General features: G+C 70.1%; 12 protein-coding genes. 3 read left to right on the forward strand and 9 right to left on the reverse strand.

The window, feature by feature from the left end; translation table 11 throughout:
- On the reverse strand, nucleotides 1-1,212 hold the full coding sequence (gene kch / locus BN940_RS14735; RefSeq protein ID WP_052355917.1) for a voltage-gated potassium channel protein: 1,212 nt from the start codon (nucleotides 1,210-1,212) through the stop codon (nucleotides 1-3).
- Between the two features lie 83 nt (nucleotides 1,213-1,295).
- On the opposite strand from kch, the gene BN940_RS14740 reads away from it, so the two are divergent.
- Nucleotides 1,296-2,189, forward strand: a complete 894-nt coding sequence (locus BN940_RS14740) for a cation diffusion facilitator family transporter (protein WP_043684208.1) — start codon at nucleotides 1,296-1,298, stop codon at nucleotides 2,187-2,189.
- Nucleotides 2,190-2,359: 170 nt separating this feature from the next.
- Here the strand turns inward: BN940_RS14740 and BN940_RS14745 are convergent, their stop codons facing one another.
- Together BN940_RS14745 and cadR are read right to left on the reverse strand one after the other, a co-directional pair.
- Entirely contained in the window at nucleotides 2,360-3,673 is a 1,314-nt protein-coding gene (locus BN940_RS14745; RefSeq protein ID WP_043685705.1) for an IS1380 family transposase, read from the reverse strand.
- Between the two features lie 199 nt (nucleotides 3,674-3,872).
- On the reverse strand, nucleotides 3,873-4,304 hold the full coding sequence (cadR, locus tag BN940_RS14750; protein WP_043684210.1) for a Cd(II)/Pb(II)-responsive transcriptional regulator: 432 nt from the start codon (nucleotides 4,302-4,304) through the stop codon (nucleotides 3,873-3,875).
- Nucleotides 4,305-4,427: 123 nt separating this feature from the next.
- Here cadR and BN940_RS14755 point away from each other — a divergent pair, with 123 nt between their 5' ends.
- Nucleotides 4,428-6,710 carry a heavy metal translocating P-type ATPase gene (locus tag BN940_RS14755; RefSeq protein ID WP_052355918.1) on the forward strand — a complete coding sequence of 761 codons (2,283 nt, stop codon included), beginning with the start codon at nucleotides 4,428-4,430 and terminating at the stop codon, nucleotides 6,708-6,710.
- 12 nt (nucleotides 6,711-6,722) lie between these two features.
- On the opposite strand, the gene BN940_RS14760 is transcribed toward BN940_RS14755, so the two are convergent.
- From BN940_RS14760 to tkt, 3 genes are all read right to left on the reverse strand, one after another.
- The gene (locus BN940_RS14760; protein ID WP_052355919.1) at nucleotides 6,723-7,913 is read right to left on the reverse strand and encodes a phosphoglycerate kinase; all 1,191 of its coding nucleotides are present in this window, start codon (nucleotides 7,911-7,913) and stop codon (nucleotides 6,723-6,725) included.
- Between the two features lie 145 nt (nucleotides 7,914-8,058).
- Nucleotides 8,059-9,069 carry a type I glyceraldehyde-3-phosphate dehydrogenase gene (gene gap / locus BN940_RS14765; RefSeq protein ID WP_043684214.1) on the reverse strand — a complete coding sequence of 337 codons (1,011 nt, stop codon included), beginning with the start codon at nucleotides 9,067-9,069 and terminating at the stop codon, nucleotides 8,059-8,061.
- Between the two features lie 12 nt (nucleotides 9,070-9,081).
- Nucleotides 9,082-11,127 carry a transketolase gene (gene tkt / locus BN940_RS14770; protein ID WP_043684216.1) on the reverse strand — a complete coding sequence of 682 codons (2,046 nt, stop codon included), beginning with the start codon at nucleotides 11,125-11,127 and terminating at the stop codon, nucleotides 9,082-9,084.
- A 140-nt stretch (nucleotides 11,128-11,267) separates the two neighbouring features.
- Between tkt and BN940_RS14775 the strand changes: the two genes are divergently transcribed.
- A complete protein-coding gene (locus BN940_RS14775) occupies nucleotides 11,268-11,990 on the forward strand; it encodes a 16S rRNA (uracil(1498)-N(3))-methyltransferase (protein WP_043687568.1) in 723 nt (240 codons plus the stop codon).
- Between the two features lie 102 nt (nucleotides 11,991-12,092).
- On the opposite strand, the gene BN940_RS14780 is transcribed toward BN940_RS14775, so the two are convergent.
- From BN940_RS14780 to BN940_RS14790, 3 genes are read right to left on the reverse strand one after another with little or no spacing between them, the layout of a single operon-like run.
- Nucleotides 12,093-12,530: a barstar family protein gene (locus BN940_RS14780; protein ID WP_420864832.1), complete on the reverse strand. Its 438-nt coding sequence runs from the start codon at nucleotides 12,528-12,530 to the stop codon at nucleotides 12,093-12,095.
- Between the two features lie 20 nt (nucleotides 12,531-12,550).
- A complete protein-coding gene (locus BN940_RS14785; protein ID WP_052355920.1) occupies nucleotides 12,551-13,780 on the reverse strand; it encodes a patatin-like phospholipase family protein in 1,230 nt (409 codons plus the stop codon).
- Nucleotides 13,781-13,826: 46 nt separating this feature from the next.
- A complete protein-coding gene (locus BN940_RS14790) occupies nucleotides 13,827-16,121 on the reverse strand; it encodes an NADP-dependent malic enzyme (RefSeq protein WP_043684220.1) in 2,295 nt (764 codons plus the stop codon).
- Nucleotides 16,122-16,171: the final 50 nt, after the last annotated feature.

Here is a 16,171-nt window from a genome sequence, read left to right on the forward strand (position 1 = left end):
TCAGGCCGGGTCGGGCGTCTTCTCGCCGAACAGCAGGCGCGTGATCAGCGCCTCGTCGATGGATTCGCCGCTCAGGGTGCGGGCCAGGATCTCGCTGCCCAGCGCCTGCGGCGAGATCAGGATGTCGGGATTCACCCGCCGGATCTTGGCCAGGTGCTGGGGCGAGTTCGCCAGGGCGACCAGCTTGGTGTCCGGGCCGCCGGCCTCGCGGCCCGCCATGACGATGAAGGCGTTCTCCGCGTCGTCCTGGCGCAGGGCCAGCACGTACCGGGCGTGCGCTGCGCCGGCCTGCAGCAGGACGCCGGTTTCCGAGGCGTCGCCCGCCAGCACGTCGGCGTCGGCCGGATACGGATGGCCTTCGGCCGACGGTACGATGACCGTGACGTCGTGGCCGCGCTGGCGCAGCGCGCCGTACAGGCTCTCGGCCAGGGGGCCGAGCCCCGCCAGGATGATGTGGTTCTTGCGCATGGTGCGTGGTTTCCTTCCGTGCATCAGCCGGCGGATGTTGCCGCCGATCAAGGGTCCGGCCACGGCGCTGATGGACGTGGCGAAGACCGTGATTCCCAGAATGATGATGGATATCGTGAACAGGCGCGCCGCGTCGGTCTTCGGGCCGATGTCCCCATACCCCACCGTGGACATGGACACGATGGAGAAATACAGGGCCGTGACCGGATCGCGCACGGGCGGCGAGAATTCCTCGCCCAGGTAGAGGACGCCGAACACCGCGTAGACCAGCAGGCTGAGCACGCTGAGCGCGGCGAACAGGCTGCCCGCCGTCAGGCTGGCCCGGTCGAAATGGCGCCAGTAGCCGATCAGCGCCCCGGCCAGCACGGCCGTATAGGCGAGCAGGCCGAAATGTCCCTGGCCGTGCCACAGGGACACCGTGCCCACCGCCGCGAGTAGCAGCAGGGTGATGGTCCAGGCGATGCGGGCGCGGTACAGCAGCCCGACCGCCATCACCTGCACGCCCAGGCCCAGCATCAGCCGCGACATCTGGGCGATGCCGCCCGAATCCAGGAAGGCCGCGACGCCGGCGCCGTCGCGGATCTGCAGGGTCTGCAGCAGGCCCTGGCTGCCGATGGCCTGCCAGAGCGGCCGCAGGAACAGGTAGCCGTCGGCCGCGACCAGCGCGGCGATCAGCCAATGCCAGGGAAACCGATGCACCAGGCGCGCGCAGCGCGCCGGGACGGAACGAAAAGGAAGCCGCATGCGGACCGCGATCCTGTATGGCCGACCGGGTTTTCAGTGTACCGCACGCGTCCGCCGGGACCGTCCGCCGTATACTTGCGGGCATGTCTCCTCCACCCGCTCTCCGCGTCGAAACGCCGGACCGCCAGGCCGCCGCCCGGCGCAGCACCTGGGTCAGCGTCTGGGTGAACCTCCTGCTGACCGGCGTCCAGATGGCGGTCGGCCTGTTCGCACAATCCCAGGCCCTGGTGGCGGACGCCATCCACTCCCTGTCGGACCTGGTATCCGACGGGCTGGTGCTGTTCGCCAACAAGCACAGCGCCAAGGGCCCGGACGCCGACCACCCCTACGGACACCTGCGCTTCGAGACGGCCGCCACGCTGGGCATCGGCGTGCTGCTGGGCGCCGTCGGCCTGGGTATGCTGTGGGGCAGCTTCCAGCGCCTGCAGGCGCCCGAACTGATCCCCGTCGTCCATCCGGCCGCCTTCTACGTCGCCCTGCTGGCCCTGCTCTCCAAGGAACTGCTGTTCCGCTACCTGCTGCGCGTCGCGCGCCGCGTGCGCTCCACCCTGCTGGTGGCCAACGCCTGGCACGCCCGCTCGGACGCGGCCTCGTCGCTGGTGGTGGCGATGGGGGTGGGCGCCAACCTGGCGGGCCTGCCGCTGGCCGATCCCCTGGCCGCCCTGGTGGTGGGCCTGATGATCGTGCGCATGGGCTGGAAATTTTCCTGGCAGGCCTTCAACGACCTGGTGGACCGGGCCGCCGACGCCGACACCGAGCGCGCCATCCGCGAACGCATCCTGGGCACGCCCGGCGTGCGCGGCATCCACGACCTGCGCACCCGCAAGATGGGCGACATGGTCTGGGTGGAGGTGGACATCGAAATGGACGGCCGGCTGACGATCGAGGCCGGCCACGCCATCGCCGTCGAGGCCCGGCGCCGCGTCATGGAGGACCTGCCGGTGCTGGATGTCATGACCCACTTCGACCCGGTCTAGCCCGAAGATTTCTTCAGCAAACCTGCTGAAGCGATTTTTGGGTGCGCAGGCTGCCCCGGCGATGAAGCAGTAGGGATCAGCGGTGTGTGGAGCAATTTTTCAGTGCCGCGGACGCAATTCCCCCTACCCCCGTTGCGTTATAACGTGCCGGGGACAGCACTTTTTCAGCGTTACGGAGCCATGGCGCGGGCGGCGTGCGCGTAGACATGGCGCAGCGGATGATGCGAGGCCAGCAGGATGCGAACGCGCCGGGTATTGCGCACGATGGCCGCACCGATTTTCAGTAGACGTACCCGGATCGTCGCGGCGCTGGCGCGCTCCAGTTCAGTGCCTCGTAGCGCCGTCTCGCGCAGGCGCTGCATGAGCGTATAGGCCAGGGCAGCCAGCAGCAGTCGGAACTGGTTGGCGGCGAAGCGATGGCAGCTGGCTCGTGTGCCGAACAGATCGAGCTGGGCTTCCTTGATGCGGTTCTGCGCTTCGCCCCGGGCGCAGTACAAGCGTTCGTACAGTTGCATGGCATCCGAATCAGCAAGGTTGGTGACCACGAAGCGCGGGTTGACGCCCTGGGCGCCATATTCCAGGCGGGTCAGCACCCGCCGGGGGCGGTTCCACGAGCCGGCCGCGTAGGAGAACTCACTGACCATGCGCTGCTTGCGCCCGGTGCGCTCGTAGTCGCGCCTGAGGACTTCCTCAGCCTGCGCAACGCGCGCCTGAAGGCGCTTGTTGCGAGCCAAGCCGATGATGTATTGCACATCACTGCGTTCACACCAGCGTATCAATCGCTGACGGCAGAATCCCGAGTCCCCGCGAATGATGATCCTGACTTTTGGCCATGCCTGGCGCAGCCGGTTCACCAGCAGGCGCAGCACCGCCGCCGCATGCCTGGCCCCGTCAATACGACTGGGCCGCAGCAGGCAGGCCAGCATCGACTGGCCGCAGAACACGTACAGCGGTAGATAACAGTGGTGGTCGTAGTAAGCGTGGAACTGCTTGTGCTCCTGCTCGCCGTGCAGCGGGATATCCGAGGCATCCGCGTCCAGAATCAGTTCCTTGGGGGCCGTGGCGAAGCTGGCGATGAAGTGTTCAACCAGCACCCCATGCAGTGCCCACGCATCGGCGCGGGTCGCACCCGTTTCCAGACGACTGAGCGTGGGCGAGCTGGCCAGGGGACGATCCCGCCCGATCGCCGTTTGCATCAGAGAATCGGCGCGCAGGGTATCGTGATCGTTCAGGTCTTCGTAGCCGCAACACAGGCCGTACAGGCGCTGGGCCAGCAAATCGCGCAGGCGGTGGTGGATGCGACCAGCGGCTCGGCGCTCGGTCAGCGCCTTGGCCGCCATGCGCGACAGGCCGGTACGCGCATCAATTCTTCGCAGCAGCATCAGCCCGCCGTCGGAACTGAGATCGCCACCCTGGAAATTCGCTTGCAAATGGCGCCGTCCAAGCCGCCCAAAGTCCAGTTGTTCGGTGGTACGATCTGGTATCGGCACATCTTTCCCCAAAATCTTGTTCGCACCTTGATTTTATGCGGGTTTCAGGGATGTGCCGATTCCTTTTGGTGAAAAATCCAGGCTAGGGCGGGCCGGCATCCGGCCGTATCACGTCGTTGGTTCGCCTTGCCGTGCAATAGCACTGTCTGCGGCTTCCCGTCTCGTGCTCCGGCCGGATGCCGGCCCGCCTCATTCAACCGATGTGCGTGTTTCGCGCCGGGCCGTCGGCCGTCTCCATGCGCGCCAGTCCCTGCACGATGCCGCAGGCATCCACTGGCTGCTCGGCGCGGCACTGCTCCCGCAGCGCGACCAGTTGCCGCTGCAGGTCCTGCAGTTCGCGCAGGCGCACGTCGACGTGGGCGATGTGCTCGTCCAGCAGGTGGTTGATCGGGCCGCAATCACGAGCGGGATGGTCGATCATGCCCAGCAGCGCGCGGATCTCGTCGTGCGCCATGTCCAGCCCCCGGCAGTTGCGGATGAAGCGCAGGCGCCCCAGGTGCGCGGGGCCGTACTGCCGGTAGTTGCCCTCGCTGCGGGCGGGCGCGGGCAGCAGGCCGGCCTTTTCGTAGAAGCGGACGGTTTCGGTGGAACAGCGGGCGGCGCGGGCCAGTTCGCCGATCTTCATGCGGGATCCTCCGGAGGGAAATGGCGGCCGGGGGACCTTTTCAGGAGGGCGTCCCGGGCGCTTGACCTTGTAGCGGCTACAAGGTGTGTACTGCCATCATAGATCGCAGCACAGGAATCCGCCATGCCGCACGCACACGGTCACGACGCCCACGGACACCCCGCCGCAGGCCCCGATCACGGCCACCCACACGGTCACGATCACGGCCATGCCCGGGCGCCCGGCCCGTGCGGCCATGGGTGCGGCGCGGCCGATCCCCGCCCGCACGGCCGGCCGGACGCCGTCCCGCTGGCGCCCTCCGTCGAACAGGGCGCGGACCTGCGGACCGAGCTGCGCATCCAGCAGATGGACTGCCCCACCGAGGAAGCGCTGATCCGCAAAGCGCTGTCCGCCCTGCCCGCCGTGCGTTCGCTGGACTTCAACCTGATGCGGCGCGTCCTGACCGTCGTCCATGCGCCGGACGCGCTCGAATCCATCCTGCGGGCGATCCGCGACCTGGGCTTCACGCCGGAACAGGCCGGCGAGGCCGCCGCGCCGGCCGGCATGGCGCCCGAGGCGCCCGGACCCTGGTGGCCGCTGGCGGCCTCGGGCGCCGCCGCCCTGGCGGCCGAGGCCGCCCATTGGGCCGAGGCGCCCTGGGCCGTCCCGGCGGTCCTGGCGGTCCTCGCCATCGCCGGCTGCGGCCTGGGCACCTACCGCAAGGGCTGGACCGCGCTGCGCCACGGCCAGATGAACATCAACGCCCTGATGAGCATCGCCGTCACCGGCGCCCTGGTCCTGGGCCAATGGGCCGAGGCGGCGATGGTGATGGTGCTGTTCACCCTGGCCGAGCGCATCGAGGCGCGCTCGCTGGACCGCGCCCGCCGCGCCGTGCAGGGCCTGCTGCGGCTCGCGCCCGAGCGGGCTTCGGTCCGCCAGGCGGACGGCGGGTGGCGCGACGTCCCCGCGCGCGACGTGTCCCCCGGCGCCCTGGTGCGGGTCCGGCCGGGCGAGCGCATCGCCCTGGACGGCCGGGTCGAGTCCGGCCGCTCGGCCGTGGACCAGTCCCCCATCACCGGCGAAAGCCTGCCTGTGGACAAGACGGCCGGCGACCCGGTCTACGCCGGCACCATCAACGGCGCGGGCGAGCTGCAATACCGCGCCCTGGCGGCCGCCGGCGATTCGACCCTGGCGCGCATCATCCGGGCCATCGAATCGGCGCAGTCGGCGCGCGCGCCCACGCAGCGCTTCGTGGACCGCTTCGCCCGGGTCTACACCCCGCTGGTGGTGCTGCTGGCCGTGGCCATCGCCGTGCTGCCGCCCCTGCTGGGCCTGGGCGGCTGGCACGACTGGATCTACAAGGCGCTGGTCCTGCTGGTGATCGCCTGCCCCTGCGCCCTGGTGATCTCGACGCCAGTGTCCATCGTCAGCGGCCTGGCGGCGGCGGCCCGCCACGGCGTCCTGGTCAAGGGCGGCGTCCACCTGGAACAGGGCCGGCTGCTGCGCTGGATCGCGCTGGACAAGACCGGCACCGTCACGCACGGCCGGCCGGTGCTGACCGACGCGCTGGCCCTGGACGCGGCCGACCCCGCGCGCAGCCACGCCCTGGCCGCCGCGCTGGCGGCCCGTTCCGACCATCCCGTCTCCCGCGCCGTGGCGCAGGGCCTGGACGCGGGACCCGCCGCGCCGGTCGAGGCCTTCGAGGCCCTGGCCGGGCGCGGGACCCGCGGCCTCGTCGACGGCCGCCCGCACCTGCTGGGCAACCACCGGCTGATCCACGAACGCGGCCTGTGCTCGCCCGACCTGGAAGCCCGCCTGGAAGCCCTGGAACGCCAGGGCAAGACCGTCGTCCTGCTGGCCGACGAGCACCGCGCCCTGGCGCTCTACGCCGTCGCCGACACGATCAAGCCCGACAGCGCGGCCGCGATCCAGGCCCTGCACGCGCTGGGCGTGCGCACCGCCATGCTGTCGGGCGACAACCCGCACACCGTCGCGGCCATCGCCGCCCAGGCCGGCATCGACCGCGCCGAAGGCGATCTGCTGCCCGAGGACAAGCTGCGGATCGTCGGCGGCCTGGCCGTGCCGGGTACCGCCGTGGGCATGGTGGGCGACGGCATCAACGACGCGCCCGCCCTGGCGCGCGCCGACGTGGGCTTCGCCATGGGCGCGATGGGCACGGACGCCGCCATCGAGACCGCCGACGTCGCGCTGATGGACGACGACCTGCGCAAGATCCCCTGGTTCATCCGGCTGTCGCGCGCCACCCACCGGATCCTGGTGCAGAACATCGCCATCGCCCTGGGCATCAAGGCGGTGTTCCTGGTCCTGACGGTCGCCGGCCTGGGCACCCTGTGGATGGCGGTGTTCGCCGACGTGGGCGCCAGCCTGCTGGTGGTGGGCAACGGCCTGCGGCTGCTGCGGCGCTGAATCCCGCGCGGCTCAGGTCGCCCGCGCCTGCAGCGCGGCGACGGCGGGCAGCGCCTTGCCTTCGAGGAATTCCAGGAAGGCGCCGCCGCCGGTCGAGATGTAGCCGACCCGGTCGGCAATGCCGAACTTGGCGATCGCCGCCAGCGTGTCGCCGCCGCCGGCGATGGAAAAGCCGTCGGATTCCGCGATGGCCTGGGCGATGGCCCGGGTGCCGCCGGCGAAGGCCTCGAACTCGAACACCCCGACCGGGCCGTTCCAGACGATGGTGCCGGCCTTGCGCAGCTGGCCGGCCAGGGCGGCGGCCGTGCGCGGCCCGATGTCCAGGATCAGGTCGTCCGGCCCGACGTCGGCCGCGTCCTTCACGGTGGCCGGCGCGTCGGCGGCGAAGGCCGGCGCCACCACCACGTCCACGGGAATGGGGACCTCGACGCCGCGCGCCCGCATGGCGTCCATGACGGCCTTCGCCTGATCGACCTGATCGGGCTCGGCGAGCGACTTGCCGATGGGCAGGCCGGCGGCCAGCATGAAGGTGTTGGCGATGCCGCCGCCCACGATCAGCTGATCGACCTTTTCGGCCAGGGACTGCAGGATGGACAGCTTGGTGGAGACCTTCGAGCCGGCGACGATGGCCACCATCGGGCGGCGCGGGGACTGCAGCGCCCGGCCCAGGGCCGTCAGCTCGGCTTCCAGCAGCGGGCCGGCGCAGGCCACGGGCGCGTAGCGCGCGATGCCCTCGGTGGTGGCCTCGGCGCGGTGCGCCGTGCCGAAGGCGTCGTTGACGTAGACGTCGCACAGCGCGGCCATGCGCCGCGCCAGTTCGGGATCGTTCTTCTTTTCGCCGGGATTGCAGCGGCAGTTTTCCAGCAGCACGACCTCGCCGGGAGCCAGGTCCACGCCGCCGACCCAGTCGGCGACCAGCCGCACCGGCCGGCCCAGCAGCTCGGCCAGGCGCTCGGCGACGGGCCGCAGGGTGTCGTCCGGACCGACCGTGCCTTCCTTGGGGCGGCCCAGGTGCGAGGTCACCATCACGGAGGCGCCCGCCTCCAGCGCCATCCGGATGGCCGGCACCGAGGCCCGGATGCGGGTGTCCTCGGTGATGCGGCCCTGTTCCAGGGGCACGTTCAGGTCGGAGCGGATGAAGACGCGCTTGCCCTTCAGGGCGCCGGACTGCGCCAGCCCGGAGAGTGTCTGTACGGTGGTCATGGAGGATTGCCTCGGAAGTCGGTTCAGGGGCGGAGCGCCCGGTCCTGCTGCCCGGCCGGCGCGTCCGCCGCCGGGTGTGCCGCCGGATGCGCCGGATACGACGAGGGCGGGTTGCCCCGCCCCGCGCCGCACGATGCCGGATGCCTTACTTGGCGGCCATCAGGGCCACGGTGGTGTCGAGCATGCGGTTGGAGAAGCCCCACTCGTTGTCGTACCAGGAGGAGACCTTCACCAGCGAGCCGGACACCTTGGTGAGCGAGGCGTCCACCGTGCTGGAGGCCGGATCGTGGTTGAAGTCGACCGACACCAGGGGCTCGGTGGTGTAGGCCAGGATGCCCTTGAGCGGACCTTCGGAGGCGGCCTTGAGGATGCTGTTGACTTCCTCGGCCGTGGTCTCGCGCGCCGCGACGAAGGACAGGTCGACGATGGACACGTTGATCGTCGGCACGCGGATCGCGTAGCCGTCGAGCTTGCCGTTCAGTTCGGGCAGCACCAGGCCCACGGCGGCGGCGGCGCCGGTCTTGGTGGGGATCATGCTGTGCGTGGCCGAGCGCGCGCGGCGCAGGTCGGAGTGGTAGACGTCGGTCAGCACCTGGTCGTTGGTGTAGGCGTGCACGGTGGTCATCAGGCCGTTGACGATGCCCAGCTTCTGGTGCAGCGGGTGGACCAGCGGCGCCAGGCAGTTGGTGGTGCACGAGGCGTTGGAGATGACCGTGTCGGAGGCCTTCAGGACCTGGTGGTTGACGCCGTAGACGATGGTGGCGTCGACGTCCTTGCCGCCCGGGGCGGAGATGATGACCTTTTTCGCGCCGCCCTTCAGGTGGGCCGAGGCCTTTTCCTTGGAGGTGAAGAGGCCCGTGCATTCCAGCACCACGTCCACGCCCAGCTCGCCCCAGGGCAGCCTGGCCGGGTCGCGGTCGGCCAGCACGCGGATGCGGTCGCCGTTGACGACCATGGAGTCGCCATCGACCTCGACCGTGCCGGGGAAGCGGCCGTGGGCCGTGTCGTAGCGGGTCAGGTGGGCGTTGGTCTTGGGATCGCCCAGGTCGTTGATGGCGACGATCTGGATGTCGTGCTTCTTGCCGTCTTCGTAGTGGGCACGCAGGATGTTGCGGCCGATGCGGCCGTAGCCGTTGATGGCGACGCGGATGGTCATGAAGGAGCTCCTTTACAAAATCTGCTCGACGACGGCGGCCACGTGGTCGGCCGTCAGCCCGAAATGTTTGAACAGCTCGCCCGCCGGCGCGGATTCGCCGTAGGTGTCGATGCCCACGACGGCGCCCGTCGTGCCCACGTATTTGTACCAGGTGGCCGTGCCGCCGGCCTCGACGGCCACGCGCGGCAGGCCCGCCGGCAGCACCGCATCGCGCCAGGCGGCGTCCTGGGCGTCGAAGACCTGGGTGCAGGGCATGGACACCACGCGGGTCGCCACGCCGCGCGCGGCCAGGCGGTCCTGGGCCTGCAGGGCGAGCTCGATCTCGGAGCCCGTGGCGATCAGCACGGCGCGCGCGCCCACCATGTCGCGCAGCACGTAGCCGCCCCGGGCGATGGCCTCGGTGGTGGCGGCGTCGCGCGCCACGAAGGGCAGGTTCTGGCGCGACAGCAGCAGCGCCGAGGGGCCGCCGCCGTGGACGGCCATGCCCAGGCTGGCGGGCCGCGCCAGGGCGCACTGCCAGGCGACCGCGGTTTCGGTGGTGTCGCAGGGCCGCCAGACGTGGAGATTGGGGATCAGGCGCAGGCTGCCCGCGTGCTCGATCGACTGGTGGGTGGGGCCGTCTTCGCCCAGGCCGATGGAGTCGTGGGTGAAGACGTGCACCACGCGCTGCTTCATCAGCGCCGCCATGCGCAGGGCGTTGCGGGAATAATCGGAGAAGGTGAGGAAGGTGCCGCCGAAAGGCAGGTAGCCGCCGTGCAGGGCGATGCCGTTCATGATGGCCGCCATGCCGAATTCGCGCACGCCGTAGTTGATGTGGCGCCCGGACCGGGGGCCGCCGGCCGCGCGGCGCACGGCCTCGACGCCCTTCCAGTCGGTGAAGTTGGAGCCGGTCAGGTCGGCCGAGCCGCCCAGCAGCTCCGGCAGGATTTCCGCGAAGGCGGCGATGGCCTGCTGCGAGGCCTTGCGCGAGGCGATGGATTCGGCCTTGTCCTGGGTGGACAGGACGTAGGCGCGGGCGCGTTCGGCGAAATCGGCCGGCAGCTCGCCCGCCATGCGGCGGCACAGCTCGGCGGCCAGTTCGGGATGGGCCTCGGCGTAGCGGTCGAAGCGCGTCTGCCATTCGGATTGCAGGTCCGCGCCGCGCGCGCGGCCGTCCCAGTAGCTGTAGATTTCGCGCGGGATCTCGAAGGGCGGGTGGTTCCAGCCCATGGCCTTGCGCGCGGCGGCGATCTCGTCGGCCCCCAGCGGCGCGCCATGGACTTTTTCCGTGCCGGCCTTGGTCGGGGCGCCGCGGCCGATCACGGTGCGGCAGCAGATCAGGGTGGGCCCCCGGCCGGCGGCGGCGTGCGCGCGCGCCTGGACGATGGCCGCGTCGATCGCGTTCATGTCGTGGCCGTCGACCCCGCGCAGGACGTTCCAGCCGTAGGCCTCGAAGCGCGCCGGGGTGTCGTCGCCGAACCAGTGCTCGACCTCGCCGTCGATGGAGATGCCGTTGTCGTCGTAGAACACGATCAGGCGCGACAGGCCCAGGGTGCCGGCCAGCGAGCAGGCCTCGTGGGAAATGCCTTCCATCAGGCAGCCGTCGCCGACGAAGGCGTAGGTGTCGTGGCCGATCAGCTCGTGCCCGGGGCGGTTGAATTCGCCCGCCAGCAGCGATTCGGCGAGCGCCATGCCGACGGCGTTGGCCAGGCCCTGGCCGAGCGGGCCGGTGGTGGTCTCGACGCCCGGCGTGATGCCGACCTCGGGGTGCCCGGGGGTGCGCGAGTGCAGCTGGCGGAAGCGGCGCAGTTCGCCGATCGGCAGGTCGTAGCCGGTGAGATGCAGCAGGGCGTAGAGCAGCATCGAGCCGTGGCCGTTGGACAGCACGAAGCGGTCGCGGTCGATCCAGGCCGGATCGGCCGGGTTGTGGCGCAGGTGCCTGGTCCAGAGCACGTGCGCGATGTCGGCCATGCCCATGGGCGCCCCGGGATGCCCGGAATTGGCTTGTTGGACGGCATCCATGGCCAGGACGCGAATGGCATCGGCCATGGACGGATCGGGGGCGGGCAAGGCACTCATAGGGTCTCGGAGGGCAAGTGCCGCAGGACCGAAGCCATGGCCTCACCGCATACAGAATCACAAAGCTAGGGATTTTACCACCCCGCCCGATCCGGTTTATAGTCCACGGCACCCGCACAATGGTCATTGCCCCGCCCGCCATGCCGCCCCCCCGTTTCTTCTGCGAAACCCCGCTGGACGCCAGCCGGCGCGTCGAGCTGCCGGACGCCCTGGCGCATCACGCGCTGCGCGTGCTGCGGCTCGCGGACGGCGCCCCCATCGTCCTGTTCGACGGCCGGGGCGGCCAGTACCCCGCCACGCTGCGCGCCGAGGGCCGGCGCGCCCTGGCCGAGCTGGGCGCGCACGAGGCCGTCGAAAGCGAACTGCGCGGGCGGCTGGTCCTCATCCAGGGGCTGGCCTCGGGCGACAAGATGGACTGGATCGTGGAAAAGGCGGTCGAGCTGGGCGTGGCCGAGCTGCGCCCCACGGCCGCCGAACGCAGCGTCCTGCGCCTGGCCGGCCCCCGGCTGGACAAGCGCCTGGAGCACTGGCGCGCCATCGCCCGGGCCGCCAGCGAGCAATGCGGCCGCAACCGGCTGATGCGCATCCACCCGCCCGCGCCGCTGGCCGCCTGCCTGGAGGCGGTGGACGGGCCGGCGCTGTTCTGCCACCCGGAAGGCCGCCTGGACTTCCGCGCGGCCCTGGCCGACGTGCGGGACGGCCTGACGCTGATGGTCGGCCCCGAGGGCGGCTGGTCGCCCGAGGAACTCGCCCTGGCGCAGCGCCGGGGCCTGCGCGGCGTGCGCTTCGGGCCGCGCGTGCTGCGTACCGAGACGGCCGGCCTCGCGCTGGCGGCGGCGGCCACCGCCCTGCTGGACTGGTAGAAAAGGGCGGCCCCCCGCTGCGCGGGCTGCGGCTGGCTGCTCCCCGGAACAAGCAAAACGGCGCCCGGAAGAGCGCCACGTCATTTCAAGACAGGAAAGGAATCAGGCTTCCTCGCGGCCGGAATACGGCGTGGGATCGACGCCCGGCTCGGGGTCGGGGTGGGCGCCGGCGTGCTGGATGGCGTAGGCGAAGCAGCGCTCGTTGTTCTGGCCGAATTCCACCACGTCGTCGCACACGGCCTGGATGGCCCGGGCGTCCTCGGCCAGGGCGGGATCGCCGGAATGCAGGTGGCGGAACCACAGGAACAGGCCTTCCTTCTGGTCCGTCAGGGTGTCGCACAGGCCGTCGTACAGGGCGTCCAGGTTGCCACCGAAATACTCCGGGTAGTCGATGGCCTTGACCACCGCCCGCAGCACGGCGGAACGGTTGCGCGCCCGGTCGCAATCGACGACGAAGGCCGCCAGACCGGCCTCGGTTGCGGCCGCCAGGGCGTCCTGTTCGCTCACCGCCTGGGCATCCACCACGCCCTGCGTGAGCATTTTCTTTATCTGGGCCGGACTCATGCGGACCACTCCTTGAAAAAAGCGATGACTTTTTCAGCCTGACTCAGGCTGTCTGCCCTGCCCAGCGCGATCAGGCTGCGAGTGTAGCCGGATTCAAACAGCAAGTAAGACGCCAGCGCACCGCCGCCCGGCTCGATCCTGCGCGGCGAAACGCCCAGCACGCGAAACAGGGTGCGCACGGCGCCCGGCAATTCATCCAGATGCTCCAGCGCCAGTTCGTCCAGGGACCGGCTGGGCGCGATCATGAGGGCATGGATGGGTCGCAGTGACTCGCTTTTTAAACGATTTGCGGGGATTCGTGCAAGCAGCTCATTGATCCGCTCCATGCGCTCCATGTCCATGGACACGCCGTCGAGGAAAATGTTCGACAGCGTGTGCCCCGCGACCTGCGCCAGATTGGGATACGGCGGGTCCAGGTCGCGGATCCCGGGGCTGGTCTCGTCGCGGTAGTTGGTGCCGATGACGAAGATGCGCCCCGCCCCCAGGTGGATGGCCGAACTGATCGGAGCCAGCTGGCGCATCGAGCCGTCCCCGCACCAGAGCGTGCGCCCGCCCGTCAGGATGGCGCGGGCGGGGAAGACGAAGGGGATGGCGCTGGAGGCCATCAGGTGGTCCACGCCGATGGGGCAGGCCACGGCCCGCCGCAGGGTGCGCGACCAGGGCTGGATGCTCTGGCGGGCCTGGTAGAAGGTGAGGTGCTCGCCGGTGGTGTAGGCCGTCGCCGTGATGGCCAGGGCGCTCAGGTGGCCGCGATCCAGGTTGGTCTGCAGGCGGGAAAAATTGAGCGTGCGGCACAGCAGGCCGGACAGGGGTTCGTTGTCCAGCAGGGAATGCGGCGCGTAGCTGGACAGCTGCGGCCGGATCCAGCCCAGGCTCAGCATGCCTAGCCATTGCAGGCCGGTGCGCATCAGCCGCGCGGCGTCCGAGTAGTAGATGTCCCGGGTGTGCAGCGCCTGCCACAGGCTGCACAGGTGATCGACGGCGCGGTGCGGCTGGTGGGCGCGGCAGGCCAGGGCGGCGGCGTTGATCGCCCCCGCCGAGGTGCCGCAGACGATGTCGAAGGGATTGCGAAAGCCCGGCCGGCGGTCGGGGTCCAGCAGCTCCAGCACGCCCGAGAGCACGCCGGCCTGGTAGGCGGCGCGGGCGCCGCCACCGGTCAGGACCAGGCCGACCCTGGGCCGCCCGGCCGCGCCGCGGCCGGGGGCGCCGGCCGCCTCCTCGGCCATCGCGCGGGACGGCGCACGGTCCGGGGGCCGCTGGTCCAGGCCCTCGCTAGGCGTGGCGCGGCTTGTTGGCATCGACCACGGTCAGCGCGGTCATGTTGACGATCCGGCGCACGGTGGAGCTGGAGGTCAGGATGTGCACCGGCGCGTTGGCGCCCAGCAGGAACGGCCCGACCGCCACGTTGCCGCCCGCCGCCGTCTTGAGCAGGTTGTAGGCGATGTTGCCGGCGTCCACGCTGGGGCAGATCAGCAGGTTGGCCTCGCCGTGCAGCGTGGTGGACGGCAGGATGCGTTCGCGCAGCGCCGGATCCAGGGCGCAGTCGCCGTGCATCTCGCCGTCGATCTCCAGCCTGGGATCGCGCTCGCGCACCAGTTCCAGGGCCTGGCGCATCTTCTCGCCGGAGGACGAGCTGCCGGTGCCGAAGTTGGAACGCGACAGCAGCGCGACCTTGGGCTCGATGTTGAGGCGGCGCATTTCCTCGGCCGCCATCAGGGTGATCTCGGCGATCTGGGCGGCGTCGGGATTGTCGTTGACGTGCGTGTCCGCCAGCGCCAGGGTGCGTTCTTCCAGGAGCAGGATGTTCATGGCCGCGTAGGTGCGGGCGCCGGGCTGCAGCCCCAGGACCTCGTCGACGAAGCGCAGGTGGTTGCCGTAGGACCCCACGGTGCCGCAGATCATGCCGTCGGCGTCGCCCAGGCGCACCATCATGGCGCCGATCAGGGTCAGGCGGCGGCGCATCTCGACGCGCGCCATTTCCTTGGTGATGCCGCGGCGGCACATCAGCTCCCAGTACGTGGTCCAGTACTGGTGGAAGCGTTCGTCGTGCTCGGGGTTGGTGACCTCGACGTCCACCCCGAGGCGGATGCGCAGGCCGTATTTCTCGATGCGGTCGGCCAGCACGGCGGGCCGGCCGATGAGGATGGGCTTGGCCAGGCGTTCGTCCACGACGATCTGCACGGCGCGCAGCACGCGCTCGTCCTCGCCCTCGGCGAACACGATGCGCGACTTGCCGCCCTCGCGGATCATGGCGCGCGCCGCCGAGAACAGCGGCTTCATGAAGGCGCCGGAGTGGTAGACGAACTGCTCCAGCTGGCCGGCGTAGCCTTCCAGGTCGGCCAGCGGCCGGGTGGCCACGCCGTCGTCCATGGCGGCCTTGGCCACGGCCGGGGAGATGCGCACGATCAGACGCGGGTCGAAGGGCTTGGGGATGAAGTAGCTGGGGCCGAAGGACACGTCGTACAGGCCGTAGGCGGCCGCCACGATGTCGTTCTGCTCTTCCCGGGCCAGCTTGCAGATCGCCATGACGGCGGCCTTTTCCATGCCGCGCGTGATGGTGGTGGCCCCCACGTCCAGCGCCCCGCGGAAGATGTACGGGAAGCACAGCACGTTGTTGACCTGGTTGGGGAAGTCCGAACGGCCGGTGGCGATCACGGCGTCGGGCCGCACCGCCAGCGCGTCGGCCGGCAGGATTTCGGGATTGGGGTTGGCCAGCGCCAGCACCAGCGGGCGCTCGGCCATCTTCTGCACCATGTGGGGCTTGAGCACGCCGCCGGCCGACAGGCCCAGGAACACGTCGGCGCCGCCGATGATGTCGTCAAGCAGGCGCGCGTCGGTCTTCTGCGCGAAGCGGGATTTCTTTTCGTCCATCAGGACCGTGCGGCCCTCGTAGACCACGCCCTCGATGTCGGACACCCAGATGTGCTCCAGGGGCAGGCCCATGTCCATCATCAGGTCCAGGCAGCCCAGGGCCGCCGCGCCCGCGCCGGACACCACCACCTTGACCTTGGAGACGTCCTTGCCCACGACCTCCAGGCCGTTGATGAAGGCCGCGGTCACGCAGATGGCGGTGCCGTGCTGGTCGTCGTGGAAGACCGGGATCTTCATGCGCTCGCGCAGCTTCTGTTCGACGTAGAAGCATTCCGGCGCCTTGATGTCTTCGAGGTTGATGCCGCCGAAGGTGGGCTCCAGGCCGGCGATGATGTCGACCAGCTTGTCCGGGTCCTGTTCGTTGATCTCGATGTCGAAGACGTCCAGGCCGGAGAATTTCTTGAACAGCACGGCCTTGCCTTCCATCACGGGCTTGGACGCCAGGGGGCCGATGTTGCCCAGGCCGAGGACGGCCGTGCCGTTGGTGATGACGCCGACCAGATTGCCGCGCCCCGTGTAGCGGAAGGCGTTGTGGCTGTCGGCGACGATCTCCTCGCAGGCGGCGGCGACGCCCGGGGAATAGGCCAGGGCGAGATCCCGCTGATTGGAGAGCTGTTTGGTGGGAGTGACCGAGATTTTCCCGGGACGGCCGTGCTCGTGATATTCGAGCGCCGCGGCGCGCAAGGATTCGTCCATGGTGAGGCAGCCTTGATACGTTATGGAATAGAAAGAGGGGTGCTGCCGGC

This window comes from Castellaniella defragrans 65Phen (assembly GCF_000612685.1).
In the GTDB taxonomy this organism is placed as follows: domain Bacteria; phylum Pseudomonadota; class Gammaproteobacteria; order Burkholderiales; family Burkholderiaceae_B; genus Castellaniella; species Castellaniella defragrans.

Excerpts from the sequence above, each read along its gene's own strand:
- tkt (WP_043684216.1), bottom strand. The coding sequence starts at position 11,127 with ATGAGTGCCTTGCCCGCCCCCGATCCGTCCATGGCCGATGCCATTCGC.
- gap (WP_043684214.1), bottom strand. The coding sequence starts at position 9,069 with ATGACCATCCGCGTCGCCATCAACGGCTACGGCCGCATCGGCCGCAAC.
- BN940_RS14790 (WP_043684220.1), bottom strand. The coding sequence starts at position 16,121 with ATGGACGAATCCTTGCGCGCCGCGGCGCTCGAATATCACGAGCACGGC.
- cadR (WP_043684210.1), bottom strand. The coding sequence starts at position 4,304 with ATGAAGATCGGCGAACTGGCCCGCGCCGCCCGCTGTTCCACCGAAACC.
- BN940_RS14780 (WP_420864832.1), bottom strand. The coding sequence starts at position 12,530 with ATGCTCACGCAGGGCGTGGTGGATGCCCAGGCGGTGAGCGAACAGGAC.
- BN940_RS14785 (WP_052355920.1), bottom strand. The coding sequence starts at position 13,780 with ATGGCCGAGGAGGCGGCCGGCGCCCCCGGCCGCGGCGCGGCCGGGCGG.
- kch (WP_052355917.1), bottom strand. The coding sequence starts at position 1,212 with ATGCGGCTTCCTTTTCGTTCCGTCCCGGCGCGCTGCGCGCGCCTGGTG.
- BN940_RS14760 (WP_052355919.1), bottom strand. The coding sequence starts at position 7,913 with ATGACCACCGTACAGACACTCTCCGGGCTGGCGCAGTCCGGCGCCCTG.
- BN940_RS14775 (WP_043687568.1), top strand. The coding sequence starts at position 11,268 with ATGCCGCCCCCCCGTTTCTTCTGCGAAACCCCGCTGGACGCCAGCCGG.
- BN940_RS14740 (WP_043684208.1), top strand. The coding sequence starts at position 1,296 with ATGTCTCCTCCACCCGCTCTCCGCGTCGAAACGCCGGACCGCCAGGCC.
- BN940_RS14755 (WP_052355918.1), top strand. The coding sequence starts at position 4,428 with ATGCCGCACGCACACGGTCACGACGCCCACGGACACCCCGCCGCAGGC.